The following is a 25,465-nucleotide window of genomic DNA, read 5'->3' on the forward strand; positions in this document are numbered from 1 at the left end:
TGCATGCAGCGGGACTAGCGAAGTCTGGGCCTGAGAGCAACAATGGCCGCGGCTGTCTCCTCGATCGATCGCCGCGTGACGTCGATGATCGGCCAGTTGTTGCGCGCGCACAGCGAGCGGGCATACTTCAGTTCTTCGGCGATCTGCGCCCGGTCCGTATAATCTTCGCCCTTGAAATCCTTGGCCGATCCGAGGACGCGGTTCTGGCGGACCTGGGCGACGCGATCGGTCGTCGCGATCAACCCGACGACCAGCGGCCTTTCCACCAGCGACAGGCGCTCGGGAAGAGGCACGCCGAGAACGATCGGGATGTTCGCGGTCTTTATGCCGCGATTGGCGAGATAGATGCTCGTCGGCGTCTTCGAGGTGCGACTGATGCCGACAAGGATCACATCCGCCTCTTCCAGGTCGGACGGCAGCTGGCCGTCATCGTGGTCCATGGTGAAGTTGAGCGCCTCGATGCGGGCGAAATACTCCGCATCCATCACATGCTGTGCGCCCACGCGCCGGCGCGAGGCCGTCCCGAGATAGGACTGGAACACGTCGATGATGGGCTCGAGCACCGAGACGCAGGGCAATCCCATCTCCCGGCAACGCTGGTCGATGATGGCCGAGAGCTCGCTGTCGACGATCGTGTAGAGCACGATGCCGGGCGCGGCATCGATCGCGTCGAGGACCGGGGTGAGCTGCTTTCTGTTGCGGATGAGCGGATAGACATGTTCCAGCGCCTGGGACGCCTGGAACTGCGCGGCGGCGGCGCGCCCGGCCGCAATCAGCGTCTCACCGGTCGAATCGGAGATCAGGTGGAGGTGGAAGTAGTTTTTCGGGTTCTCCACATGATCCTCCGTGGGCTGTTGACAGGCTGGGACAGCGAGCCCGGTTCGCCGGCCTGCGGCGACGCCTCGTGGAAAACTGCCGACTTTTCCACAAAACGGATTTCGCTGGATGGCATGGCGGGCCGGCTGTGCATAAATCGCCGTGGGTGACATTGTGTCACGCAATCGCTGGAGCTGTCCACAGGATGTTCAAATCTGGCATTCGTGTAAGCGCCTGAATGCGTGGCATTTTCTGCGTTGTTCGCATCACCCCCGGCGCGGCGCCAGATCGCTCCTTCGGCAAAAGCCGTTCTGCAATATCTGTGGTTGGATGTGGATGGAATTTAATCCTTGATAGTCACCGACTCTAAGAAATAGAAACCTCTTCAATATAGATTTCTTTGTTAGAGGGAGCGCGGCAGAGGTGACGACCGGCACGCGGAAAATCGTCGAGGTCCTGAACGGGAAGGCTGTCTCTCCACCACCCTTATGGCTGATGAGACAGGCAGGGCGGTACCTGCCGGAGTATCGGGAAACGCGCGCCAGGGCCGGAAGTTTCCTCGATCTCTGTTATTCGCCGGATCTTGCCGTCGAGGTGACGCTGCAACCGATCCGGCGCTACGCTTTCGATGCCGCGATCCTGTTCTCCGACATTCTCGTCGTTCCGGATGCCCTGAAGCGCGAGGTCCGTTTCGACGAGGGCTTCGGACCGCGTCTTAAGCCGCTGGCGATCGATGAGATCCGCCCGCTGGGATCGATGCCGGTCATGGAGCATCTTTCGCCGGTCATCGAGATCGTGCGCAGGCTCCGTCGCGAGCTTCCGCAGGAGACGGCGCTTCTCGGCTTCTGCGGCGCGCCGTGGACGGTGGCGACCTACATGATCGCCGGGCACGGAACGCCGGACCAGGCGCCGACGCGGCTTTTCGCCTATCAGGAGCCGAAGGCTTTTGCCGCCCTGCTGGACATCCTGGCCGAGAAGTCCGCCGAATACCTGGTGGCACAGCTGGACGCCGGCGCGGATGCGGTGCAGATCTTCGATTCATGGGCGGGCGTGCTCGGCGAGCCGGAGTTTGCCGCCTATGCCGTCAAGCCGGTCCGGCGCATTGTCGATCTGGTGCGGGCGCAGCGGCCGCAGGCGAAGATCATCGCCTTTGCCAAGGGCGCGGGCCTGTTGCTGAAGAACTATCGCCAGGGCACAGGCGCCGACGCGATCGGGCTCGACTGGACGATACCGCTGTCGTTTGCAGCCGAGCTGCAAAAGGACGGTCCGGTGCAGGGCAATCTCGACCCGCAGCGTGTCGTGGCCGGCGGTGCCGCCTTGAACGAAGGGATCGACGCGATCCTGAACGCCCTCGGCAACGGTCCGCTGATCTTCAACCTCGGCCACGGCATCACGCCGCAGGCCGATCCCGCGCATGTGACGGCGCTGGTCCGGCGGGTGCGAGGACAGGACTGTTGAGCGAGCGCCAGACAGGCTGGGCGGCAGGCCGGCGCGCCCAAATCCGGGCCGCAATGGTGCTTGTGGTCTTCGCGCTCGTGGCCGCAGTGCTGGTTTTCCATCCGCCGGAGAACCCCTACCTCTGGCTCAAGGCCCTGCATATCATCGCGGTGATCTCGTGGATGGCCGGGCTGCTGTACCTGCCGCGGCTGTTCATCTACCACAGCGACACCGCCCGCGGTTCGGAGGCTTCCGAGACGTTCAAGGTGATGGAGCGACGTCTCTACCGGGTGATCATGAACCCTGCGATGATGCTCGCCTGGCTGCTCGGCCTCTATCTCGCCTGGTCCGTCTACGGCTTCGGCGGCGGCTGGCTGCATGCCAAACTGACGCTCGTGCTGCTGTTGACGGGCGTGCACGTGTTCTTCGGCCGTTCCGTGAAAGCGTTCGGCCGGGACGAGAACAGGATCACCGCGCGCCAGTGGCGGTTTCTCAACGAGATGCCGGCGCTATTGATGGTCGCCATCGTGATCCTTGCCGTCGTGAAGCCCTTCTGAGGGTGTGAAAGGAATTGGTCCCGTCTATTTTAGGAAAATCGACGAGCCCCTTGCGGGCCTCCCCCTGAATCGCTATTTTCGCGTCACCTCATCTCTCGTGGCATGTGTATCCCGCATCGTGAACTGCCTCCCTGCAGCTCAGTCTTGACTCGCACGCCAATCCCCAATCCAGAAATCACGCATGGTCCCCCTGCATGGCTGAAATGAAGCTACAAGAACTGAAAAACAAGACGCCGACCGACCTGTTGGCGTTTGCCGAATCGCTCGAGGTCGAGAACGCCAGCACGATGCGCAAGCAGGAGCTGATGTTCGCGATCCTGAAGATGCTGGCTGCGCAGGACACCGAGATCATCGGCGAAGGCGTGGTCGAGGTTCTCCAGGACGGGTTCGGCTTTCTGCGGTCGGCCAATGCAAACTATCTCCCGGGTCCGGACGACATCTACATCTCCCCGTCGCAGATCCGGCGCTTCTCGCTGAAGACCGGCGACACGGTCGAAGGGCCGATCCGCGGACCGAAGGAAGGTGAGCGCTACTTCGCGCTGCTGAAGGTCAACACGATCAATTTCGACGACCCGGAAAAGATCCGTCACAAGGTTCATTTCGACAACCTGACGCCGCTTTATCCCAACGAGCGCTTCAAGATGGAACTGGACGTGCCGACGTCCAAGGACCTTTCGCCCCGCGTCATCGACCTGGTGGCGCCGCTCGGCAAGGGCCAGCGCGGGCTGATCGTCGCCCCGCCGCGCACGGGTAAGACCGTTCTGTTGCAGAACATCGCGCATTCGATCACGGCCAATCACCCGGAATGCTATCTCATCGTTCTGCTGATCGACGAGCGGCCCGAGGAAGTGACCGACATGCAGCGCTCGGTGAAGGGCGAGGTCGTCTCGTCCACCTTCGACGAGCCTGCGACCCGGCATGTGCAGGTGGCGGAGATGGTCATCGAGAAGGCCAAGCGCCTCGTGGAGCACGGCCGCGACGTCGTCATCCTGCTCGATTCGATCACGCGCCTCGGCCGCGCCTACAACACCGTCGTTCCCTCATCGGGCAAGGTCCTGACCGGTGGTGTCGACGCCAACGCGCTGCAGCGGCCGAAGCGCTTCTTCGGTGCGGCGCGCAACATCGAGGAGGGCGGCTCGCTGACGATCATCGCGACCGCGCTGATCGATACTGGCAGCCGCATGGATGAAGTGATCTTCGAAGAGTTCAAGGGTACGGGCAACTCCGAAATCGTGCTCGACCGCAAGGTCGCCGACAAGCGCATCTTCCCGGCGATGGACATCCTCAAGTCCGGCACCCGCAAGGAAGACCTGCTCGTGCCGCGCCAGGACCTGCAGAAGATCTTCGTCCTCCGCCGCATTCTGGCCCCGATGGGAACGACCGATGCGATCGAGTTCCTGATCGACAAGCTGAAGCAAACGAAGAACAACGGCGATTTCTTCGATTCGATGAACACCTAGACATTAGCCGGATTCTTTCCCGGATTCCAAAGTTGAGAGGCGGCGTCTTGCGAGGGCGCCGCCTTTTTTGTAGCCGATCGGTGCGGCGAGCTCGACGCTTCGATGCTGGACGCCGCGCCTGCATTCGTGTATTTGCGTGCGCGAACTGGATGATCGCCCGATGGCTGTGCGATCGCTCCCAACTTCTCCGCACTCCAGGTGATCCATGGTCGGAAACGACACCATCTTCGCGCTTTCGAGCGGGGGGCTGCCCTCCGGCGTTGCCGTCGTCCGCATCAGCGGTCCGGAATGCGAGACGGTCATCCGCGTCATGACCGGTTCCCTGCCGGCGCCGAGACGCGCGGAACTGCGTTCGATTCGCTCGCGAAACGGTCTGTTCCTGGACCAGGGACTCGTGCTTCACTTCCCGGGCCGGGCGTCGTTCACCGGCGAGGACTCCGGCGAGTTTCACCTGCATGGCGGTCGCGCCACGGTCAGGGCTGTGCTTGATGCCCTTGCGGAATTCCCCGGACTGCGCGCGGCGGACGCCGGCGAATTCAGCCGCCGTGCCTTTCACAACGGCAAACTCGACCTCGTGGAGATCGAGGGACTTGCCGACATCGTCGTCGCCCAGACGGAGATGCAACGCAGGTTGGCACTGGAGCATGCGGCGGGTGGTGTATCACGCCTCTATGAGGACTGGGCACGGAGGCTGACCTTCGCGCGTGCGATGATCGAGGCGGAGCTCGACTTCTCCGATGAGGAGGATGTGCCGGGTGCGGTCGGTCAAACCGTGCGCGACGATCTCATGGCGCTCGCACGGGAGGTTCGGGAGCATCTGGCCGGCAGCCGCGCCGGGGAGATCATTCGCGACGGGCTGACGGTGGTAATCGCTGGTCCGCCGAATGTGGGGAAATCGAGCCTGATCAATTTCCTGGCCAAGCGGGACGTCGCGATCGTCACCGATATTCCCGGGACCACGCGCGACATCGTTTCGGTCGACCTCGATATCGATGGTTTTGCGGTCCGGCTGCTGGATACCGCCGGCCTCCGGGAGACGGAGGAGGTGGTGGAGAAGGAAGGCATCAGGCGGGCGAAGTCGGCCATGGCGCAGGCGGATCTCGTCCTCCGGATGCTCGATCAGCACGAGATGCCCGGCGCACCGCCGACCGAGTCCGGACCGACGATCTATGTTGCTTCTAAAGCCGACCTGTATCCGCGGAGGGATATCGACCGATCGGTAGTGGCCTTGTCGACTTTGACGGGTGATGGCATCGACCAGCTGATGGATCGGATCCGTGAGCACCTGCCGCAGTTGAGCCATGCCAATGCCTTCGCCGTTCCGTCGCGCGATCGGCACAACGAGTCTTTGAGGACGATGTTGAAAGCGCTGGACGAGGCGCTCTCGCTTCCCGCGCATGAACTCGAACTGCAGGCCGAGCTGTTGCGGCAGGCGGCCAACGAGCTCGGGCGGATGACCGGTCGCGTGGACGTCGAGAATTTGCTAGATGTCATCTTCTCCGAATTCTGCATCGGGAAGTGATTCACGTGAAACACCGTTGCACCATATGCGAGTCCCAATCTCTGTTTCACGTGAAACGGGATCCAGCAAACCGAGGGTATACTGTTGAGCTATGATGTCATTGTCATTGGCGGCGGCCATGCCGGCTGCGAGGCGGCTTCCGCCTCTGCGCGCGCGGGGGCACGCACCGCCCTGCTGACCCACTCCCGGGACACGATCGGCGTCATGTCGTGCAACCCCGCCATCGGCGGCCTGGGCAAGGGTCATCTCGTTCGCGAGGTTGACGCGCTGGATGGGTTGATGGGGCGCGTCGCGGATCGGGCAGGCATCCAATTCCGCCTGCTCAATCGCCGCAAGGGGCCGGCGGTCCGGGGTCCGCGGACCCAGGCTGATCGTCGTCTCTATCGGCAGGCGATGCAGGAGGAGATTTCCAGCATCGAGAACCTCGAGGTGATCGAGGGCGACGCCTTCGATATCGAGCTCTCCGCCAACCAGCAGATCCAGGCCGTCGTCACCGGCGATGGTCGTCGCCTCGCATGCGCTGCGGTCGTCCTCACGACGGGGACGTTTCTGCGCGGCCTTATTCATCTTGGGTCCGAAACGACCCCGGCCGGCCGGATGGGCGAGCAGCCGTCGCTGGGCCTTTCGACGACGCTGGCCAGGTTCGGCCTGCGCCTCGGCCGCCTCAAGACCGGGACCCCCGCCCGACTGTCGGGGAAGACCATTGCATGGGATAGGGTGGGCCGGCAGGCGGCCGACAGCGAACCGGTTCCGTTCTCGTTCATGACGGACACTATCACCAATCCGCAGGTCGAATGCGGCGTGACGCGCACGACGTCGGCGACGCATCGGATCATTGAGGACAATATCGGTCTCTCGGCCATGTATTCCGGCCAGATCAAGGGCGTCGGGCCACGATATTGCCCGTCGATCGAAGACAAGATTGTCCGTTTCGGCGAGCGCGACGGGCATCAGATCTTCCTGGAGCCGGAGGGCTTGGATGACGATACCGTCTATCCGAACGGCATTTCGACGTCGCTGCCGGCGGCGGTCCAGAGCGCGTTCATCCATACCATCCCGGGCCTCGAGTCGGTGGAGATCCTGCAGCCCGGCTACGCGATCGAGTACGATCATGTGGACCCGCGGGAACTGACGCTGGGCCTCGAAGTCATCAAGCTGCCCGGTCTGTTCCTCGCGGGGCAGATCAACGGCACGACAGGCTATGAAGAGGCGGCGGCCCAGGGCCTTGTCGCCGGGCTCAATGCGGCCCGCAAGGTCGGCGGTCTGGCGCCGCACCATTTCAGCCGCACGGACAGCTATATCGGCGTGATGATCGACGACCTGACCTCCCGCGGTGTGGCCGAGCCCTATCGCATGTTTACGTCGCGCGCCGAATATCGCCTGTCGCTTCGTGCCGACAACGCGGACCTGCGGCTGACCCCTGTCGCCATCAGCTTGGGGATCGCCGGTCGTGCGCGTCGCGAGCGCTTCCTCGCCTGGCAGGCCGAGCTCGACCATTGCCGTGATCTCGCAAAGTCACTCACGCTGACGCCCAATCAAGCGTTGAATCACGGAATAAAAATCAATCAGGACGGGCAGAAGCGCAGCGCCTACGAGCTGCTGTCCTACAATGAGCACTCGATCGAGTCGCTCGGGATCGTATGGCCGGAGCTCCAGGGAATGAATCCTCGGGTCCGGGAAGCACTGGAGATCGAGGCCGCCTATGCCGTCTATATGGACCGGCAGGCGGCCGACATTGCCGACGTGCGCCGGGAGGAGGATCGCACCATCCCTGCCGATTTCAGCTTCGACGACCTGCCGGGTCTCTCGAACGAGCTCCGCCTGAAACTGTCGCGCGACAGGCCCGCCAATGTCGCTCAGGCCGCACGAATCGATGGGATGACTCCTGCCGCCATATCGCTGCTGCTGACAGCGCTCCGCCGTAGCGGTTCCACCGGTGAGCCGAGGAGCCAGGCGGTATGAAAGTTGAGGATATCTCTCTTTCTGACTTGAATGTTTCACGTGAAACGGAGCTGCGCCTCCGCAAGTTCATTGCGCTTTTCGACAAGTGGGCGCGGACGATCAACCTGGTCGCGCCGTCGACGCTGGGCGACTTCGGGGCCCGGCATATCCGCGACAGCGCGCAGATCTCTGCCCATTGCCCGGCGCCGATGACCTGGATCGATCTCGGAAGCGGCGGCGGATTTCCGGGCATCATTACCGCCATTCTCCTCCTGGAGACGGATGGCGGCTGGGTGCACCTGGTCGAGAGCAACAACAAGAAGGCGGCCTTCCTCAGGCAGGCGATTGCGGAGACGGGTGCGCGCGCGAGTGTTCACCCCATCCGGATCGAGACGGCGCCCGCGATCATTCAGGATTGCGACGCCATATCGGCGCGGGCGCTGGCAGAACTTCCATTGCTGTTGGACTTCATCGCGCCGTGGATGGACCGTAATGGAAATTGCCGGGCGTTCTTCCATAAAGGCCGGGATTACCGCAGCGAGGTGGAGAAAGCGCGTGGTCGTTGGCACTTCGATCTGATAGAACACGAAAGCGTCGTTGAGCATGATTCTGTCGTGCTGGAAATAACGGGGCTCTCGCGCAAAATTCAGTGACGGCGGATCCACCATGGCAAGCCTATCGAATCGCATCATCACCATCGCGAACCAGAAGGGCGGCGTCGGGAAGACTACGACGGCCATCAACTTGGCAACGGCGCTGGCCGCGATCGGCGAGCGCGTCCTGATTGTGGACCTCGACCCGCAGGGCAATGCCAGCACGGGACTGGGGATCGACCGGCGCGATCGCAAGCTGTCCTCCTACGACCTGTTGATGGGCACCCACGGCATTGCCGAGATCGCCCAGCAGACGGCCGTGCCGAACCTGTCGATCCTGCCATCGACCATGGATCTTCTCGGTATCGAGATGGAGATCGCCGGAGAGAGCGACCGGGTCTTTCGTCTGCGGCGCGCGCTCTTTGCCGACGATGCGGCGGCGTACTCCTACATTCTCGTCGATTGCCCACCCTCCTTCAATCTCTTGACCATGAACGCGATGACGGCGGCGCATTCCGTCCTGGTCCCGCTCCAGTGCGAGTTCTTCGCGCTGGAGGGCCTCAGCCAGTTGCTGGAGACGGTCGACCAGATCCGGCGAACGGTGAACCCGTCGCTCGACATCCAGGGCATCGTCCTGACCATGTATGATGCGCGCAACAATCTGGCGCTGCAGGTGGTCAACGACGTCCGCACCCATCTCGGCGAGAAGGTGTATCACACGTTGATTCCGCGGAATGTCCGCGTCTCCGAGGCGCCGTCCTACGGGAAGCCTGCGATCCTTTATGACCTGAAATGCGCCGGCAGCCAGGCCTATCTGCAGCTTGCCTCGGAAGTCATACAACGGGAACGGCAGCGGAAGGCAGCCTGACCTACTATCGGAAGTAGAGTAGATGAGCGACGACAACTCGAAGCGCAGACTTGGCCGCGGACTTGCGGCCCTGATCGGGGAAATGGACCAGCCGGTCGCGATGGGGGCGTCGCAGGCCGCACCCGTCAATCCGGACCGGATGGTGCCGATCGAGTTCGTCGGCCGCAATCCGCGCAATCCGCGCCGGTACTTCGACGAGGCCGAACTGCAGGACCTTGCCGCCTCGATCCGCCAGCACGGCATCGTTCAGCCGGTCGTGGTTCGCACGATCGCGGCGGAACGCTACGAGATCATCGCGGGCGAGCGTCGGTGGCGGGCAGCCCAGCTCGCCGGCTTCGTGGAGATCCCGGTGATCGTCCGCGATGTCGACGATCGCACGGCGCTCGAGATCGCCATCGTCGAGAACGTCCAGCGCTCCGACCTGAACCCGCTGGAAGAGGCGCTCGGCTATGATCAGCTGATCGCCGAGCATGGCTATACCCAGAACGATCTCGGCGAGATCATCGGCAAGAGCCGCAGCCATGTCGCCAACAGCCTGCGGCTGCTGAAGCTGCCGGAGCCTGTTCGGGACATGCTGGCCTCCGGCACGCTATCGGCGGGCCATGCGCGCGCCCTGGTGCCGACCTCCGATCCGGTGGGCCTTGCCAAGACGATCGTCGCCAAGGGGCTGTCGGTGCGCGATGCGGAGCGGCTGGCGCAGCACGACATCAAGGCGCAATCGGATCCGGACCACGGCCGAAAGGATGCCGCGCGGGACGAGAAGGACGCCGATACACTGGCGCTGGAGCGCACGCTGTCCGACAGTCTCGGGCTCGACGTGACGGTCAGCCACAGGGCGAATGGCGGTTACCTGCGGATCAACTACAAGACGCTCGAACAGCTCGAAGAGATCTGCAGGCTGCTCGAGCGGCGCTGAGACCGCGGTCATCCATCTCAAAGGGACGCTACTCCTTGGGGCGCGCAGCGACTAAGGGCTTGTTGCCTCCCACGCAAGTCAAGGGAACATCGGGCAGACCTGGCTGGGTGCTCTTGTGAGACTTCGCTGGCGGGCGATTCGTTGAGCGGTGCCTTTAGGCTCTGGCCGACTGCAGCACGGTGGACAGCAGCGTCTGCAGGGCGATTGTGCCTTCCATGGCTGAGCGCTGCCGCGACTGGAGGATGGCCGTCTGCAGACGGGCGGTTTCCCGGCGGATGGCCGGAAGCGACCATTTCCGCAGCGCCTGCTCGACAACCGGTTTTCGACGGAAATGCAACTGGCGGCCCATCGTGGCTACCACCTGTGCCGCGTTGGTCCGCTTCTCGTCCATCTCCGCGCGCATCAGTTCCAGCAACTGGAACTGCCGCAGGCAGGCTTGCAGGACGAGGAAGACCGGCGTCTTGGACGACATGACCTTCTGCATGGCGTTGAGAAAGGCCCCATTGTCGCCTTTCAGGATTGCGTCGACCACATCGTCTACGGAAATGGCGCTGGCATCGCCGATCGCAGCCAGAATGTCCTCCTCCTCGACGACATTGCGGCCGTGGCAATAGAGGGCGAGCTTGCGGACCTCGTTGCGCGAGGCCAGCCGGTCGCCGCCGATCAGCTCCATCAGGCGCTGCCGGGCCGCGGGTGCGATGCGAAGGCCTGCAGCTTCGAGTTCCTTGTCGATGAGGGCGCTGAGCGCGCGCGTGTCGTCCGGATAGCACGGGATGGCAATGGCCGACCTGGATCCTTCGACGGCTTTTCGCAGGCCCGTCCCCTTCTTCAGGTCCCCGGCCTCGATGATCAGGCTGCAACCCTGCGGCGGCTGCTTGTCGAGAATGTCGATCGCCTCGATTAGCGGCTTGTCGTTGCCGGCCTCCTTCACCCAGACGAGCCGGTCGCCGCCGAACAGGCCGATCGCATTCATCTCGTCGAGCAGGCGCCCCGGATTGCCGGCAAGGTCGGAGGCCGTCAACCGCAACGTCGCGAAAACATCGTCGAGCGCAACGCCAGTCAGCCGCGCAAGCTGTCCTGCGCGCTCCGAAACCAGGCCGCGGTCGGGACCGTAGATCAGGAATATGCCGCCGGTTCGCGGTGCCCGCTGGAGGAAGTTCTCGAACTCGTGAGACTTGATCTCCGACATAGCCGGCTATCGCTTGGCGAGCGCTGCCGAAAGATCCGCGCGAATCAATTCCGCCATTTCTCGTGCGGCACGGTTCTCCGCGTCGCGTACAGCCCGGAGCTTGGCGAATTCCTGGACGGGGAAATCGACGAGAGCGACGACCTGGCGTCGACCGGACCGGATTGTTTCGCCGGATTCCACGAGCGTCAGATTGTAGTCCGCGGTCATCACCAGTCGCCCGGCGCGCGCGACATCGTCGTCCTGCGACAAGAGAACGCCGACGTCGCGGGCTTTGACGTCCATCTCGAGATGATAGGTCGGGTTCGCCGGTTCGCCGCGACCGCCTGCGAGCAGGAAGATCAGCTCGTTGCGAACCCTCTGTTCGACGCGGTCCTCGGCATCGGAAATGGAAATCGACGCCGTCGACTGGGCGACGGTGGATCCGGTCGAATACAGCGGCTTGACTTGGCAGCCGGACAACAGGACAAGACCGAGCAGGCCGGCCGCGGATGCAAGCAGGCCTCTCCTGCGTGACGCCTCAGACAACAACATTCACGATCCTCTGCGGAACCACGATTATCTTCTTGGGTGCCTTGCCGCCGAGCGCGGCCTGAACCGATTCGAGTGCCAGAACGGCCGATTCAATCGTCATCTGATCTGCATCGCGGGCAATTGTCAAATCATCCCGCTTCTTGCCATTGATCTGCACAGGCAGGGTGATTTCGTTCTCCGCAACCAGCGCCTCGTCATAGACCGGCCATCCGGATCTGGCGACGAGATCGTGCCCGCCGATGGCCTTCCAGCATTCCTCGGCCAGATGCGGCATCATCGGCGCAATGATGGCAATGAGGATTTCCACGGCATTGCGCAGCGCTGCGTTCACCTGCGCGTCCGTCTTGCCTTCCGCCGCCGCGGCGAGCGGGGCTGCCAGCGCGTTCACATATTCGTAGATCCGGGCGACCGCCTTGTTGAAGGCGAGCTTGTCGTAGTCCGCCTGGACCGCCTTCAGGGTCTTGTGTGCGGTGCGCGACAGCGCCAGTGCATCGCCGGTGGTGCCGGCGGCGGAGGGGGCTGCCGACAGGGCGGCGGATGCCTCCGAGACCAGCCGCCAGACACGCTGGACGAAGCGGTGGGCGCCTTCGACGCCTGCCTCCGACCAGATGACGTCGCGGTCCGGCGGCGAATCCGAGAGCACGAAGAAGCGTGCGGTGTCGGCGCCATAGGAGGCGATTATGTCGTCGGGATCGACGACGTTCTTCTTCGACTTCGACATCTTCTCGATTGAGCCGATCGCGATTTCTTCGCCGGATTCAACATGCACGGCGCGGCGTGCGCCGTCGATCTCCTCGATGCGGACCTCGGCCGGCGTCACCCATTCGCGCCTGGCGCCTTCGCCGCGGCTATAGGTCTCATGAACGACCATGCCCTGCGTAAAGAGGCCGCGGAAGGGCTCCTTCAGGTCCACATGGCCGGCCACCTGCATGGCGCGGGTGAAGAAGCGGGAATAGAGCAGGTGCAGGATCGCATGCTCGATGCCGCCGATATACTGGTCGACCGGCAGCCAGGCATTGGCGACGGCCGGATCGGTCGGACGCCCTTCCCAGGGCGCGGTGAAGCGGGTGAAGTACCAGGACGAATCGACGAAGGTATCCATCGTGTCGGTTTCCCGGCGCGCGTCCTTGCCGCATTGCGGGCAGGCGACATGCCGCCAGGTCGGATGACGGTCGAGCGGGTTGCCGGGACTATCGAAGGTGACGTCGTCGGGCAGCTTGACCGGCAGGTCCTTCTTCGGCACCGGGACGACGCCGCAGTCTTCGCAATGGATGATCGGGATCGGGCAACCCCAGTAGCGCTGGCGCGAGATGCCCCAGTCGCGGAGGCGGAAGTTGACCTTGCGCTCGCCCTGCGGCCTGTTGCCGATCGTGGTTGCGGCCAGCCGGTCGGCTACGGCATCGAAGGCGGCCTCGATGGAGAGCCCGTCGAGGAAGCGGGAATTGATCATCACGCCGTCGCCGACATAGGCCTCGTCGCCGATCGCAAACGTCGCGGCGTCGCCGTCCTGCGGCATGACGACGGGAACGACGGGCAAGCCGTATTTGCGCGCGAAATCCAGGTCGCGCTGGTCTCCCGACGGGCAGCCGAAGATCGCACCCGTGCCGTAGTCCATCAACACGAAGTTGGCGACATAGACCGGCAGCTCCCAGCTTGCGTCAAGCGGATGGCGGACGCGGATGCCGGTGTCGATGCCCTTCTTCTCGGCGGTCTCGAGGGCTGCGAGCGAGGTTCCGGCGCGACGGCACTCCTCGCAGAAGGCGGCGATCTCGGCACTGTGCGCCGCGGCGTCCCTGGCCAGCGGATGGTCGGCCGAGATGGCGACGAAGGATGCGCCGAAGAGCGTATCGGGCCGGGTTGTGTAGACGGTGACCTCGCTTTCCTCGGTCAGTCCGGCGCGCTCGGCAATCTCCCACCGGATCAGCAGGCCTTCCGAGCGGCCGATCCAGTTCTTCTGCATCAGCCGGACCTTCTCCGGCCACTGGTCGAGATGCTCCAGGGCATCCAGCAGGTCCTCGGAAAAATCGGTGATCTTGAAGAACCACTGGGTCAGCTCGCGCTGCTCCACGAGCGCGCCCGAACGCCAGCCGCGCCCGTCGATCACCTGTTCGTTGGCGAGAACGGTGTTGTCGACCGGGTCCCAGTTGACCTTGGATTGCTTGCGGTAGACGAGGCCCTTTTCCAGGAAGTCGAGAAACAGGTGCTGCTGGTGCTGGTAGTATTCGACGTCGCAGGTCGCGAATTCCCGCGACCAGTCCAGCGACAGGCCCATCGCCTTCAGCTGCGCCTTCATCGAGGCGATGTTCTGATAGGTCCAGGACGCCGGATGGACGCCCCGCTCCATCGCAGCGTTTTCCGCCGGCATGCCGAAGGCGTCCCAGCCCATCGGATGCAGCACGTTGAAGCCGCGGGCGCGCTTGTAGCGCGCGACGACGTCACCCATCGCGTAGTTGCGGACGTGGCCCATGTGGATGCGCCCGGACGGATAGGGGAACATCTCCAGGACGTAGTACTTCTCCCGCGGATCCTCGTTCTTCGTCAGGAAGACGTTCTCATCGTTCCATTTGGTCTGCCAGCGGGGCTCGGCATCGCGCGGGTTGTAACGTTCGGTGGCCATGTCGTCGATATTTCCGGAAAGTTTGAAGGGCGGAGCCCATGCGAATATCTGGCGAGACCTTCACCATGAAACCGCCATAGCGTCAAGTTTTCAGGGCGTTTCCGGCGTCGAAGCGAGGCCTGCCGGTCTTGGCAAGATCATGCGATTTGGTTAGGTGCGAGACATAGATAGGCATCGGAGGCGAAAATGGAACTGGAAGACCGTCTGAACGAGGTGCGCGATCGCATCCGCAAGGCTTCCGCCGCCGCCGATCGCGCCGCAGGCGAGGTCACCCTGGTGGCCGTTTCCAAGACGTTCGACGCGGAGGCGATCCGTCCGGCGATCGCGGCCGGTCAGCGCGTGTTCGGCGAGAACCGGGTCCAGGAGGCGCATGCCAAATGGCCGCAGCTGCGTGCCGAGACCGCGGGCATCGAACTGCACCTGATCGGCCCGCTGCAATCCAACAAGGCGGCTGAAGCGGTGGCGTTGTTCGACGTTATCGAGACGGTGGACCGGGAGAAGATCGCCCGCGCGATTGCCGCCGAGATGGTCCGGCAGGACCGAAAGGTGCGCCTCTATGTCCAGGTCAATACCGGCCTGGAACCGCAGAAAGCCGGAATTGCACCGGACGACCTGATCGCCTTCGTCGCCTTCTGCCGCGATGAGCTCGGCCTTTCCATCGAGGGGCTGATGTGCATCCCACCGGCGGATGAAAACCCCGGGCCGCATTTTGCCCTGCTTGCCAAGCTCGCGCGAAAGGCAGGTGTCGCCCGGCTGTCGATGGGCATGTCCGGCGACTACGAGACGGCGATCGCCTTCGGTGCGACCAGCGTGCGGGTCGGCTCGGCCATCTTCGGCACGCGCTGACCGCCCTCTTTGTGGTGCGGCCGATCGGCCGCGACGCTGCCCTCCCCGCCTAGCCCTTTGGTCTGGCTTCCCCGTCCGGGGGGTGTCTCCTATTGTCGTTCCCGGAGGACCGCCTGGGAGGGCGGTGAGACTACGGGAGGAAAAGACCATGGCGAGCAACTATGCAGCCACCTACGCGCAATGGAAAAGTGACCCCTCAGGTTTCTGGTCGAAGGCCGCGGACGGAATCGACTGGACCGTCCCGCCCAAGGTGGCGTTCGACGGCACGCGCGGCGTCTATGGTCGCTGGTTCCCCGACGGGGAGACCAACGCCTGCTACAATTGCGTCGACCGGCATGTCGAGGCCGGGCGCGGCGAACAGGCGGCGCTGATCTACGACAGCCCGGTCACCGGCCAGATCACCGCGTTCACCTATCGCGAGGTCCTGACGGAGGTCCAGGCCATCGCGGCGGTGTTGCAGAGGCTCGGCGTGGCGCGTGGCGACCGCGTCATACTCTATATGCCGATGGTGCCCGAGGCCGTGTTCAGCATGCTCGCCTGCGCGCGGATCGGCGCCGTCCATTCCGTCGTCTTCGGCGGCTTTGCGGCAAACGAGCTTGCGACACGGATCGACGACTGCAGGGCGAGCGTGGTGATTTCCGCCAGCTGCGGCATCGAACCCGGTCGCGTCGTCGCCTACAAGCCGCTGCTCGACGCGGCGATCGAGATCGCCGGCCACAAGCCCGAGCACTGCCTCATCCTGCAGAGGCCCGAACTGACGGCTTCGACGGTCGAGGGGCGCGACCGTGATTTCGCCTCCGAGGTCGGTGCGGCGAAGGCGGAGGGGGCGGCCGTGCCGTGCGTATCGCTGCAGGCCACCGATCCGCTCTACATTCTCTACACCTCCGGGACGACGGGCCAGCCGAAGGGCGTGCTGCGCGACAACGGCGGTTACCTGGTCGCGCTGGCCTGGAGCATGCGGCATTTCTACGGGATCGATCCCGGCGAGGTCTTCTGGGCTGCATCCGACATCGGCTGGGTGGTGGGGCATTCCTACATCGTCTACGGCCCGCTCCTGATCGGTGGCACCACCATACTCTACGAGGGCAAGCCGGTCGGAACGCCCGACGCCGGCGCGTACTGGCGGGTGATCCAGGAACATGGGGTGCGGGCGTTGTTCACCGCGCCGACGGCCTTCCGCGCCATCCGCAAGGAAGATCCCGAGGGGCAGCTGATCGCGGGCTACGACCTGTCGTCGCTGCGGGCGCTGTTTCTCGCGGGCGAGCGGGCCGATCCGGATACGCTGCAATGGGCGGAGCGGGTGCTGCAGGTTCCCGTGATCGATCACTGGTGGCAGACCGAGACGGGCTGGCCGATGGCCGGCAACCCGATGGGGCTCGGGCTCCTGCCGGTGAAGCACGGGTCGCCGACGGTTCCCCTGCCCGGCTACGAGATCGAGGTGCTGGACGATGCCGGGCATCCGGTGGCGCCGGGCAATCTCGGCAATATCGTCGTCAGGCTGCCGCTTCCGCCGGGATGCCTGCCGACGTTCTGGAATGCCGACGAACGGTTCCATGCGGCGTGCCTCGCCGAATTTCCGGGGTACTACAAGACCTCCGACGCGGGCTTTCTCGACGAGGACGGCTATGTCTTCATCATGTCCCGGACCGACGACATCATCAACGTCGCCGGCCACCGCCTTTCCACTGGCGCCATGGAGGAGGTGTGTGCCTGCCACCCGGATGTGGCGGAATGCGCGGTGATCGGTGTCGCCGATCCGGTGAAGGGCCAGGTGCCGGCAGGCTTCCTCGTGCTCAACAGCGGTGTTTCACGTGAATCATCGCTGATCGAACAGGAGGTCGTGGCCCTGGTGCGCGAGCGCATCGGTCCCGTCGCCGCGTTCAAGATGGCGATCTGCGTGAAGCGTCTGCCGAAGACGCGGTCCGGCAAGATCCTGCGGGGCACGATGCAGAAGATCGCCGACCGCGAGGCGTGGAAGATGCCGGCCACCATCGACGACCCGGCCATCCTCGACGAGATCGCGGTGGCCCTTTCGGCCCGTCACATCGGGGCATAGGCGTTCCGGTCGAGCAGCGGCCGAAAATAGAAAACCCGACCGTCGTCGACGGTCGGGTCCTGAATGTCCGGCGATGCGCGCCGCTCAGAAGCGGTTGTCGTCTTCCTCGTCCTCGTCGCGCGTGGACTTGAGCGACTTGAGCTTGGCGAAGACGGCGTCGGCGTCGATCTCCTTTTCCTCCTCGCGCTCGTGGCTCTCGTAGGGGAGCTTCTCCGTCTCGCGGGCCGATTCCAGCGTGGCGCCGAGTTCTGCCGCTGTCGGCAGGGGGCGGCCCTTGGAGGCGCGCTCGACCTCGAGGTCCAGGTCGATCTGCGAGCAGAGGCCGAGCGTCACCGGGTCCATCGGCGTCAGGTTTGCGGAGTTCCAGTGGGTCCGCTCGCGGATCTGCTCGATGGTCGACTTGGTGGTGCCGACGAGGCGGGAGATCTGCGCATCCTTCAGCTCCGGATGGTTGCGCACCAGCCAGAGAATGGCGTTCGGGCGGTCCTGGCGCTTGGAAACGGGCGTATAGCGGGGGCCCTTGCGCTTGGATTCGGGCACGCGAACCTTCGGCTCGGAAAGCTTCAGCTTGTGATTCGGGTTCGCCTCGGCGCGGGCGATCTCCTCGCGGGACAGCTGGCCGGTCGCGATCGGGTCGAGGCCCTTGATGCCCTGCGCGGATTCGCCGTCGGCAATCGCCTTCACTTCCAGCGGGTGCAGCTTGCAGAACTGGGCAATCTGGTCAAACGACAGCGCCGTGTTGTCCACCAGCCAGACGGCGGTCGCCTTGGGCATGAGCAGCTGTTGAGCCATGGATACAATCCTTCTGTCCGTCCGCGCCGGTGTCGCGGGCCGTGGGGTAAACCACTGATTTCCGGGAATTCGGCCCCTCTATAACGCCACTGTCGCAGAAATGCAATTCTTCAAGAGACAAATGACCTTTGTCTAATTGCCGGAAGGCTTCGACCTGATATGAATGGGCGATGATCGTTCGGGCCGGAGGAGCAAGGCCCGTCATGCGCATGAGGAGGAATGCATGTCTGCAAAGACCTATCCGGTCCTGAAATCCGCCAAGAGCCGGGCGCTGATCGACAACGACACCTATCAGAAATGGTATCGCGAGAGCGTCGAGGATCCGGAGCGGTTCTGGGACAAACACGGCATGCGGATCGATTGGTTCAAGCCGTATACGAAGGTCAAGAACACCTCGTTCACCGGCAAGGTTTCGATCAAGTGGTACGAGGACGGGATCACCAACGTCTCCTACAACTGCATCGACCGGCACCTGAAGGCGCATGGCGAGCAGGTGGCGATCATCTGGGAGGGCGACAATCCGTATATCGACAAGAAGATCACCTACAACGAGCTGCACGAGCACGTCTGCCGGCTTGCCAACGTGATGAAGAAGCACGGCGTCAAGAAGGGCGACCGGGTGACCATCTACATGCCGATGATCCCGGAGGCGGCCTATGCGATGCTCGCCTGCGCCCGCATCGGGGCGATCCATTCGGTGGTGTTCGGCGGCTTCTCGCCTGACGCGCTCGCGGGCCGCATCGTCGACTGCGAATCGACCTTCGTCATCACCTGCGACGAGGGCGTGCGCGGCGGCAAGCCGATCCCGCTAAAGGAGAACACCGACACCGCGATCGACATCGCGGCCAGACAGCACGTGATCGTCAACAAGGTGCTCGTCGTGCGCCGCACCGGCGGCAAGACCGGCTGGGCCCCGGGGCGCGACCTCTGGTACCACCAGGAGGCCGCCAGCGTCTCCCGTGACTGCCCGCCGGCGCGCATGAAGGCGGAAGACCCCCTCTTCATCCTCTATACGTCGGGCTCCACCGGCAAGCCGAAGGGCGTGCTGCACACGACCGGCGGCTATCTCGTCTATGCGTCGATGACGCACAAATACGTCTTCGACTACCACGATGGCGATGTCTACTGGTGCACGGCCGATGTCGGCTGGGTCACGGGCCATTCCTACATCGTCTACGGCCCGCTCGCGAACCGGGCGACGACGCTGATGTTCGAAGGCGTTCCCAATTTTCCCGATGCCGGCCGTTTCTGGGAGGTGGTCGACAAGCACAAGGTCAACACCTTCTACACCGCGCCAACGGCGATCCGGGCGCTGATGGGCGCCGGCGACGCCTTCGTGAAGCGCTCCTCGCGTTCCTCGCTGCGCCTGCTCGGATCGGTGGGCGAGCCGATCAATCCCGAAGCATGGGAATGGTACTACCATGTCGTCGGCGAGGACCGCTGCCCGGTCGTCGATACCTGGTGGCAGACCGAGACCGGCGGCATCCTGATCACCCCCCTGCCCGGCGCGACCGAGCTCAAGCCCGGATCGGCGACGCGGCCGTTCTTCGGCGTGAAGCCGCAACTCGTCGACGGCGAGGGCAAGGTGCTGGAAGGTGCGGCCGACGGCAATCTCTGCATCACGGACAGCTGGCCGGGGCAGATGCGCACCGTCTACGGCGATCACCATCGCTTCGTACAGACCTATTTCTCCACCTACAAGGGCAAGTACTTCACCGGCGACGGATGCCGCCGCGACGAGGACGGCTACTATTGGATCACCGGCCGTGTCGACGACGTGCTGAACGTCTCCGGGCACCGTCTCGGGACGGCCGAGGTCGAGTCGGCACTCGTGTCGCACCACCTGGTCTCGGAAGCCGCCGTCGTCGGCTATCCGCATAATCTGAAGGGCCAGGGCATCTATTGCTATGTCTCGCTGATGGCCGGCCAGGATGGAACGGATACGCTGCGGCAGGACCTGATCAAGCATGTGCGCAAGGAGATCGGGCCGATCGCAACACCGGACAAGATCCAGTTTGCCTCCGGCCTGCCCAAGACCCGATCCGGCAAGATCATGCGTCGCATCCTGCGCAAGATCGCCGAGGACGACTTCGGATCACTGGGCGATACCTCGACCCTGGCCGATCCCGCCGTCGTCGACGACCTGATCGCCAACCGGCAGAACAAGGCTGCCGGCTGACAGCGACCACCGTCACCCAGGAGCACGGCTGCCAAGGCGGCCGTGCCTCCACCCCGGGCTCACTCACCCGAATGACCGGTTGCGGCAGCCTTCCGGCCGCCATCATAGGGAAGCGCCAGACCGGCCGCGACCATTTCCTGAGCCGGATTCGATCCATCCGCGAGCGACACATCCGCGACGACCCGGCCGAAATACTTGTCGCCGGAGACGTTGGTCAGAAAGACGGTGCCGCTTGCCGGGAGCAGCTGCGCCAGATGCGCCTTCGCCGCCCCGGCGGCTGCCCGGATGACGGCGCACCGGGTCCTGATCTCGGGCGCGTCGATGCCGCGGATGCGCACCAGGACCTCTACCGTCTGTTGCGGCCATGGCCGGGCTTGAACGAGGATCGTGTCGCCATCGACGATGCGCAGGATGTCGGCCGCGACGGGCCCGGTCACGCGGCGCCCGTCCAGGTCTGACGCCTGCGCCGTCACGACGAGCGCGGTCTGGCAGAAGGCGGCAATAAACGGGCGGCGGAATCTTTCCATGAAAGGAATATATTCCGCCTCATTTACTGATGCAATAGGAAATTGTGCCTAGAAATCGATGGCGCGACCATTGATCTCCCAGTCGCCGAAGCGGGCGGGGTCGAGGCCGCCGCGTCCGCCGACCTCCGGCGGCAAAGGCACCGCTTTCTCCGCCGCGCGCCGCGCCTCGGCTTCCTTCAATGCCCGGACCGCTGCCGGTGGCAGAACGCGGCCGCCGTCGCTGAGATTGTCGTTATCGCCCTGCATCACGTCGTCCTGATCTTCGGGATATTGAAAAAGGTCCAGCCGTCACCATCATATAGGAACATTCTCATCGGCGGCAAAGCCTTGATTCACGTGAAACATCGTCGCGCCGCCATCCTATCGGGGAGACACCCTATGAACCTCGTCCGCACGGCAATGCTGCTGGCCTTCCTGACGGCCCTCTTCATGGCCGTCGGCTTCTTCATCGGCGGCAAGGGCGGCATGATGATCGCGCTCGTGGTGGCCGCCGCCACGAATCTCTTCTCCTACTGGAACGCCGACAGGATGGTGTTGTCGATGTACGGCGCCCAGGAAGTCGACGAGCGGAGTGCGCCGGAATATTACGGCATCGTCCGCGATCTGGCGGCCCGCGCCGGGCTGCCGATGCCGCGGGTCTATGTGATCAACAGCGACCAGCCGAACGCGTTCGCCACCGGCCGCAATCCGCAGAATGCGGCCGTCGCCGCCTCGACCGGCCTTCTGCACGCGCTCTCCTATGAAGAGGTCGCCGGTGTCATGGCGCACGAATTGGCCCATGTCCAGAACCGCGACACGCTGACCATGACCATCACCGCCACGATTGCCGGTGCGATCTCGATGCTGGCGAACTTCGCCCTGTTCTTCGGCGGCAACCGCGAGAACAACAACAATCCGCTCGGTTTCGTCGGAATCCTGATCGCGATGATCGTCGCACCCTTTGCGGCGATGCTCGTCCAGATGGCGATCAGCCGCACGCGTGAATACTCCGCCGATCGCCGCGGCGCGGAAATCTGCGGCAATCCGCTGTGGCTGTCCTCGGCGCTGCGGAAGATCGCGGTCGCGGCCGGCCGGATTCCGAACGAGGAGGCCGAACACAACCCGGCCACCGCCCACATGTTCATCATCAACCCGCTCTCCGGCGCCCGCATGGACAACCTGTTTTCGACGCATCCGGACACCGGCAACCGGATTGCTGCGCTCGAGGCGATGGCCGCCGAGATGCGCCAGACGGCACAGCCCCAGCCCTCGACGCGACCGGCCGAGGCTGCTAAGGCGGGCCGAAAATCGCGTTCCGTTCCACCGACTGGCTGGGGACGCGGTGGTTCCGAACCACCTAAGGGTCCCTGGTCTTGACATCCGACGATAACGATTCACATCCGAAACAAAAATGGCGGCCGCGGCCTTCTCCGCGCAACGGCAGCCAGCGGCAGGCACCTGAAAAGACCGGGATCGCCCCCCGTCAGGTCGCGGCCCGGCTGTTGGCGGCCGTCGTCGACCGGCGGGTATCGTTGGACGGCATGCTGGACGCCGAGAACGGAAACCCGGGATACCGGGCCCTGAACGAGGCCGACCGCGCCCTGGTGCGGGCGATCCTCAACACCTCGTTGCGGCATCTGCCGCGGATCCAGGCGATCATCGATTCGCTCGTGGAGTCGCCGCTGCCGGACGGCGCCCGCTCGCTCTACCACATTCTCGTGGTTGCCGCCGCGCAGATCCTCTATCTGGAGGTGCCTGATCACTCGGCCGTCGATCTCGCCGTCGAGCAGGCGCGATCGGATCCGCGCAGCCGCCGGTTCGCAGGTCTCGTCAATGCCGTGCTGCGCCGGCTTGCCCGCGAGAAGGTCCCGCATCTGACGGCGACGCATGCCGTCCCCGTCATACCGGCGTGGTTCTTCGACCGGCTGTCCGAGGTCTACGGGCCGGAGCGGGCGGCACGCATTTCGGAATCCCAGCTCGAGCCGGTGGCGATCGACCTGACCGTCAAGGCCGACCCGCAAGGCTGGGCGCGCCGGCTCGGCGGCCGGCTGCTGCCCACCGGCTCCGTGCGCCTTCCGGCTTTTGCCGGCCGCGTCCCGGATCTGGAGGGGTTCGCCGACGGCGCGTGGTGGGTGCAGGATGCGGCCGCCTCGATTCCCGCCAGGCTGTTTCCCGACCTGGCCGGGCGCCGGGTCGCCGACCTTTGCGCCGCGCCCGGCGGAAAGACCGCCCAACTGGCGCAGGCCGGCGCCGTCGTGACCGCGCTGGATCAGTCGGCCAACCGGTTGAAGCGACTCGAAGGCAATCTCGCCCGACTGGGGCTTGCGGCGGCGACGATCGCGACCAACCTGCTCGATTTCAAGCCGGCGGAGGCCTTCGATGCCGTGCTGCTCGATGCGCCCTGCTCGTCGACCGGAACGATCCGACGGCATCCGGACGTCCTCTGGACGAAGGGGCCGGCCGACATCGAGAAGCTGGCCGCCCTGCAGGAACGCTTGCTCCGGCACGCGATGACCCTGGTGCGGCCGGGCGGCCATCTGGTCTTTTCGAACTGCTCGCTCGACCCCTGCGAGGGCGAGGACATGGTCGCGCGTGTGCTGGCCGATGCACCGGGCTGGTCGCGCGTACCTCTTCGGCCTGCCGACTGGCCGGGGCTGGAAGAGGCAATTTCGCCGCTCGGCGCCTTTCGCACCACGCCCGACATGCTGAAGGGCGAGGAGGGCTTCCCGGGCGGCCTGGACGGCTTCTATGCGGTCCTGCTCCAGAAGGGTTGATCGGCGCGTGCGCCAGGGCACCGACGCCGTCATCAACAATCGTTTTCGAATTTGCGAATTGACGCATGGAACGCCTGACCCTAGGTAAAGAGTGGGGGAAGAGTTAATTGGCGATGCGGCTTTCAGACCGGCAACGACTGGCCTATCTCTATGGACACGAGACGTGGAGGCGTTTTTCCCGGCGGCTGGCGGTGGGACGCGTGTCCGCGCTGCGTTTCACCGGGCGCACGCCCGAACGGCTCGTGGTGGCGCCGACCGATCTCAGGCCCGCCGATGCCTTCACCGCCGAGGAGATCATCGCGGGCCGCTTTCCGCTTGCCGGACGTCTGCTCGACTGCGAAGGCGAATCACCCTTCGCGCTGGAACTGCCGTCCGAGGAATTCGCCAACCGGCTGCACGCCTTCGCCTGGCTCCGCCACATGCGGGTGGCGGAAAAGGATGCGGCCTCGTTCGTGGTCCGGCGCGTCATCGACGACTGGATCGCGATCCATGGCCGGACGATCGCAGGGGTGGCCTGGCGGCCGGAGATCATCGCGCAGCGCATCATCGCCTGGCTCTCGCACTCTCCGGTCGTGCTCCGCGATGCCGACTACGCATTCTACCGGCGTTTCCTGAAGAACCTCGCTTTCCAGGTTCGCTATCTCCGCCATATCGCCGATGCGACCGCCGACGGCGAGCCGCGGCTCAAGGTCCGGATCGCGCTGGCCATGGCTTCGATCGCGATCCCCAGCGCCCCGACGAAGATCCGCCGCGCCGCGCGCGAGCTCGACTACGAGCTCGACCGGCAGATCCTCGCCGACGGCGGCCATGTGTCGCGCAACCCGCGCGTGGGGCTGGATCTTCTCTTCGACCTGCTGCCGCTGCGCCAGACCTACGTCAATCTCGGCCACGACGTGCCGCAGCAGCTCATCCCCTGCATCGACCGCATCTATCCGGCCCTGCGCTTCTTCCGCCACCAGGGTGGCGAACTGGCCCTGTTCAACGGCGCCACCTACACGCTCGCCAACGAGCTCTTGTCCGTACTGCGCTATGACGAGACCTCCGGCGCGCCGTTCCGGGGGCTGCCGCAGACGGGCTACGAGCGGCTGGAGAGCGGCGAGACGACGATCATCGTCGATACCGGCAAACCGCTTTCGGTGGCGCTCTCGACGACGGCGACGGCCGGCTGCCTGTCGCTGGAGATGTCGTCCGGCCGGCACCGCTACTTCGTGAACGCGGGCTGCCCCCGCTTTGCGGGCGACGCCATCCGGCAGCTCTCGCGGGCCACCGCGGCCCAGTCGGTCGCGACCTTGAACGACACGTCATCGGCGCGCATTTCCGGCTCGGGCTTCCTCGGCCCGGTGATTTTCGGCGGCGTCTCCAAGGTCGACGTCGCCCGCTACGACAAGGCGGACGGGGCGGACGGCCTGGTGGCCAGCCACGACGGCTACGTGGCGAACTTCGGCCTGGTCTACGAGCGCGACCTCTACCTGGCGCGCAACGGCGTCGACATCCGCGGGCGCGAACGTTTCAAGAAGCCGGACGGCACCGTTCCCGACGGCGGGGCCAACGTCGCCGTCGTCCGGTTCCACATCCATCCCGCCATCCGGATCGTCGCGGTCGACGACAACGAGGTGCGCCTCGTGGCCCAGGATGGCGAGACGTGGGCGTTCACCTGCCGCGACGTGCCCGTCGTCGAGGAGGAGGACGTCTTCTTCGCGGACCCTTCCGGGGTGCGGCCGGCGCGTCAGCTGACACTGACCATGCCGCTCGGCACCATTCCCGAGGTGCAATGGCACATGCGGCGCGAGCGCCGCTAGCGACGGCGGAAAGACGGAGAATTTGCCGGTTTCCTCGCGTCGGCTCGTATGTTAACGGGGCGCATG

At 64.6% G+C, this 25,465-nt stretch carries 21 protein-coding genes; 14 read left to right on the forward strand and 7 right to left on the reverse strand.

Annotated elements, in window-relative coordinates; genetic code table 11:
* Positions 1-14: 14 nt before the first annotated feature.
* Positions 15-836, reverse strand: a complete 822-nt coding sequence (locus tag P0086_RS11055; RefSeq protein WP_112596866.1) for a pyruvate, water dikinase regulatory protein — start codon at positions 834-836, stop codon at positions 15-17.
* 403 nt (positions 837-1,239) lie between these two features.
* On the opposite strand from P0086_RS11055, the gene hemE reads away from it, so the two are divergent.
* The 8 genes from hemE to P0086_RS11095 all read left to right on the forward strand — a co-directional run bounded on the left by hemE (position 1,240) and on the right by P0086_RS11095 (position 10,110).
* Complete coding sequence (gene hemE, locus P0086_RS11060) at positions 1,240-2,274, forward strand: uroporphyrinogen decarboxylase (protein ID WP_112596865.1); 1,035 nt, start codon at positions 1,240-1,242, stop codon at positions 2,272-2,274.
* A complete protein-coding gene (gene hemJ / locus P0086_RS11065) occupies positions 2,268-2,810 on the forward strand; it encodes a protoporphyrinogen oxidase HemJ (RefSeq protein WP_275786149.1) in 543 nt (180 codons plus the stop codon). Before hemE ends, hemJ begins: the two co-directional genes overlap by 7 nt.
* Positions 2,811-3,004: 194 nt before the next feature.
* A complete protein-coding gene (gene rho, locus P0086_RS11070; protein ID WP_112596861.1) occupies positions 3,005-4,270 on the forward strand; it encodes a transcription termination factor Rho in 1,266 nt (421 codons plus the stop codon).
* 205 nt (positions 4,271-4,475) lie between these two features.
* Positions 4,476-5,792 (forward strand): tRNA uridine-5-carboxymethylaminomethyl(34) synthesis GTPase MnmE, encoded by a 1,317-nt coding sequence (gene mnmE, locus P0086_RS11075; RefSeq protein WP_275785404.1) that lies wholly within the window; start codon positions 4,476-4,478, stop codon positions 5,790-5,792.
* Between the two features lie 81 nt (positions 5,793-5,873).
* Positions 5,874-7,754, forward strand: a complete 1,881-nt coding sequence (mnmG, locus tag P0086_RS11080; RefSeq protein ID WP_275786152.1) for a tRNA uridine-5-carboxymethylaminomethyl(34) synthesis enzyme MnmG — start codon at positions 5,874-5,876, stop codon at positions 7,752-7,754.
* An 11-nt stretch (positions 7,755-7,765) separates the two neighbouring features.
* Positions 7,766-8,386 (forward strand): 16S rRNA (guanine(527)-N(7))-methyltransferase RsmG, encoded by a 621-nt coding sequence (locus P0086_RS11085; protein ID WP_275786155.1) that lies wholly within the window; start codon positions 7,766-7,768, stop codon positions 8,384-8,386.
* A gap of 13 nt (positions 8,387-8,399) precedes the next feature.
* Positions 8,400-9,194 carry a ParA family protein gene (locus P0086_RS11090; protein WP_112596855.1) on the forward strand — a complete coding sequence of 265 codons (795 nt, stop codon included), beginning with the start codon at positions 8,400-8,402 and terminating at the stop codon, positions 9,192-9,194.
* 22 nt (positions 9,195-9,216) lie between these two features.
* Positions 9,217-10,110: a ParB/RepB/Spo0J family partition protein gene (locus tag P0086_RS11095; protein ID WP_112596853.1), complete on the forward strand. Its 894-nt coding sequence runs from the start codon at positions 9,217-9,219 to the stop codon at positions 10,108-10,110.
* A gap of 154 nt (positions 10,111-10,264) precedes the next feature.
* On the opposite strand, the gene holA is transcribed toward P0086_RS11095, so the two are convergent.
* Genes holA through leuS form a run of 3 tightly spaced genes read right to left on the reverse strand, consistent with a single transcriptional unit; the run spans position 10,265 to position 14,447 of the window.
* Positions 10,265-11,299 (reverse strand): DNA polymerase III subunit delta, encoded by a 1,035-nt coding sequence (gene holA, locus P0086_RS11100; RefSeq protein ID WP_148651689.1) that lies wholly within the window; start codon positions 11,297-11,299, stop codon positions 10,265-10,267.
* A 6-nt stretch (positions 11,300-11,305) separates the two neighbouring features.
* Positions 11,306-11,830: an LPS assembly lipoprotein LptE gene (gene lptE / locus P0086_RS11105; protein ID WP_112610499.1), complete on the reverse strand. Its 525-nt coding sequence runs from the start codon at positions 11,828-11,830 to the stop codon at positions 11,306-11,308.
* Complete coding sequence (gene leuS, locus P0086_RS11110; protein WP_275785409.1) at positions 11,817-14,447, reverse strand: leucine--tRNA ligase; 2,631 nt, start codon at positions 14,445-14,447, stop codon at positions 11,817-11,819. Before leuS ends, lptE begins: the two co-directional genes overlap by 14 nt.
* 186 nt (positions 14,448-14,633) lie before the next feature.
* Here leuS and P0086_RS11115 point away from each other — a divergent pair, with 186 nt between their 5' ends.
* On the forward strand, positions 14,634-15,293 hold the full coding sequence (locus P0086_RS11115; RefSeq protein WP_275785411.1) for a YggS family pyridoxal phosphate-dependent enzyme: 660 nt from the start codon (positions 14,634-14,636) through the stop codon (positions 15,291-15,293).
* 148 nt (positions 15,294-15,441) lie between these two features.
* Complete coding sequence (locus tag P0086_RS11120) at positions 15,442-17,349, forward strand: propionyl-CoA synthetase (RefSeq protein WP_275785413.1); 1,908 nt, start codon at positions 15,442-15,444, stop codon at positions 17,347-17,349.
* Between the two features lie 84 nt (positions 17,350-17,433).
* Here P0086_RS11120 and P0086_RS11125 read toward each other — a convergent pair whose 3' ends face one another.
* On the reverse strand, positions 17,434-18,141 hold the full coding sequence (locus P0086_RS11125) for a DUF1013 domain-containing protein (RefSeq protein WP_112596843.1): 708 nt from the start codon (positions 18,139-18,141) through the stop codon (positions 17,434-17,436).
* A 223-nt stretch (positions 18,142-18,364) separates the two neighbouring features.
* On the opposite strand from P0086_RS11125, the gene acs reads away from it, so the two are divergent.
* A complete protein-coding gene (acs, locus tag P0086_RS11130; RefSeq protein WP_275785415.1) occupies positions 18,365-20,320 on the forward strand; it encodes an acetate--CoA ligase in 1,956 nt (651 codons plus the stop codon).
* 59 nt (positions 20,321-20,379) lie between these two features.
* Here acs and P0086_RS11135 read toward each other — a convergent pair whose 3' ends face one another.
* Together P0086_RS11135 and P0086_RS11140 are read right to left on the reverse strand one after the other, a co-directional pair.
* Positions 20,380-20,847 carry a thermonuclease family protein gene (locus tag P0086_RS11135; RefSeq protein WP_275785417.1) on the reverse strand — a complete coding sequence of 156 codons (468 nt, stop codon included), beginning with the start codon at positions 20,845-20,847 and terminating at the stop codon, positions 20,380-20,382.
* A 48-nt stretch (positions 20,848-20,895) separates the two neighbouring features.
* The gene (locus P0086_RS11140; RefSeq protein WP_275785419.1) at positions 20,896-21,093 is read right to left on the reverse strand and encodes a DUF1674 domain-containing protein; all 198 of its coding nucleotides are present in this window, start codon (positions 21,091-21,093) and stop codon (positions 20,896-20,898) included.
* A 132-nt stretch (positions 21,094-21,225) separates the two neighbouring features.
* Here P0086_RS11140 and htpX point away from each other — a divergent pair, with 132 nt between their 5' ends.
* The 3 genes from htpX (at position 21,226) to P0086_RS11155 (ending at position 25,399) form a co-directional block, all read left to right on the forward strand.
* The gene (gene htpX / locus P0086_RS11145) at positions 21,226-22,203 is read left to right on the forward strand and encodes a zinc metalloprotease HtpX (protein ID WP_112614161.1); all 978 of its coding nucleotides are present in this window, start codon (positions 21,226-21,228) and stop codon (positions 22,201-22,203) included.
* Complete coding sequence (locus P0086_RS11150) at positions 22,200-23,600, forward strand: RsmB/NOP family class I SAM-dependent RNA methyltransferase (protein WP_275785422.1); 1,401 nt, start codon at positions 22,200-22,202, stop codon at positions 23,598-23,600. The genes htpX and P0086_RS11150 overlap by 4 nt, the downstream gene beginning before the upstream one ends.
* A gap of 113 nt (positions 23,601-23,713) precedes the next feature.
* Positions 23,714-25,399 carry a heparinase II/III family protein gene (locus P0086_RS11155; protein ID WP_112596975.1) on the forward strand — a complete coding sequence of 562 codons (1,686 nt, stop codon included), beginning with the start codon at positions 23,714-23,716 and terminating at the stop codon, positions 25,397-25,399.
* Positions 25,400-25,465: the final 66 nt, after the last annotated feature.

Origin of the sequence: Mycoplana sp. MJR14, from assembly GCF_029210525.1 — a bacterium.
Lineage (GTDB): Bacteria > Pseudomonadota > Alphaproteobacteria > Rhizobiales > Rhizobiaceae > Mycoplana.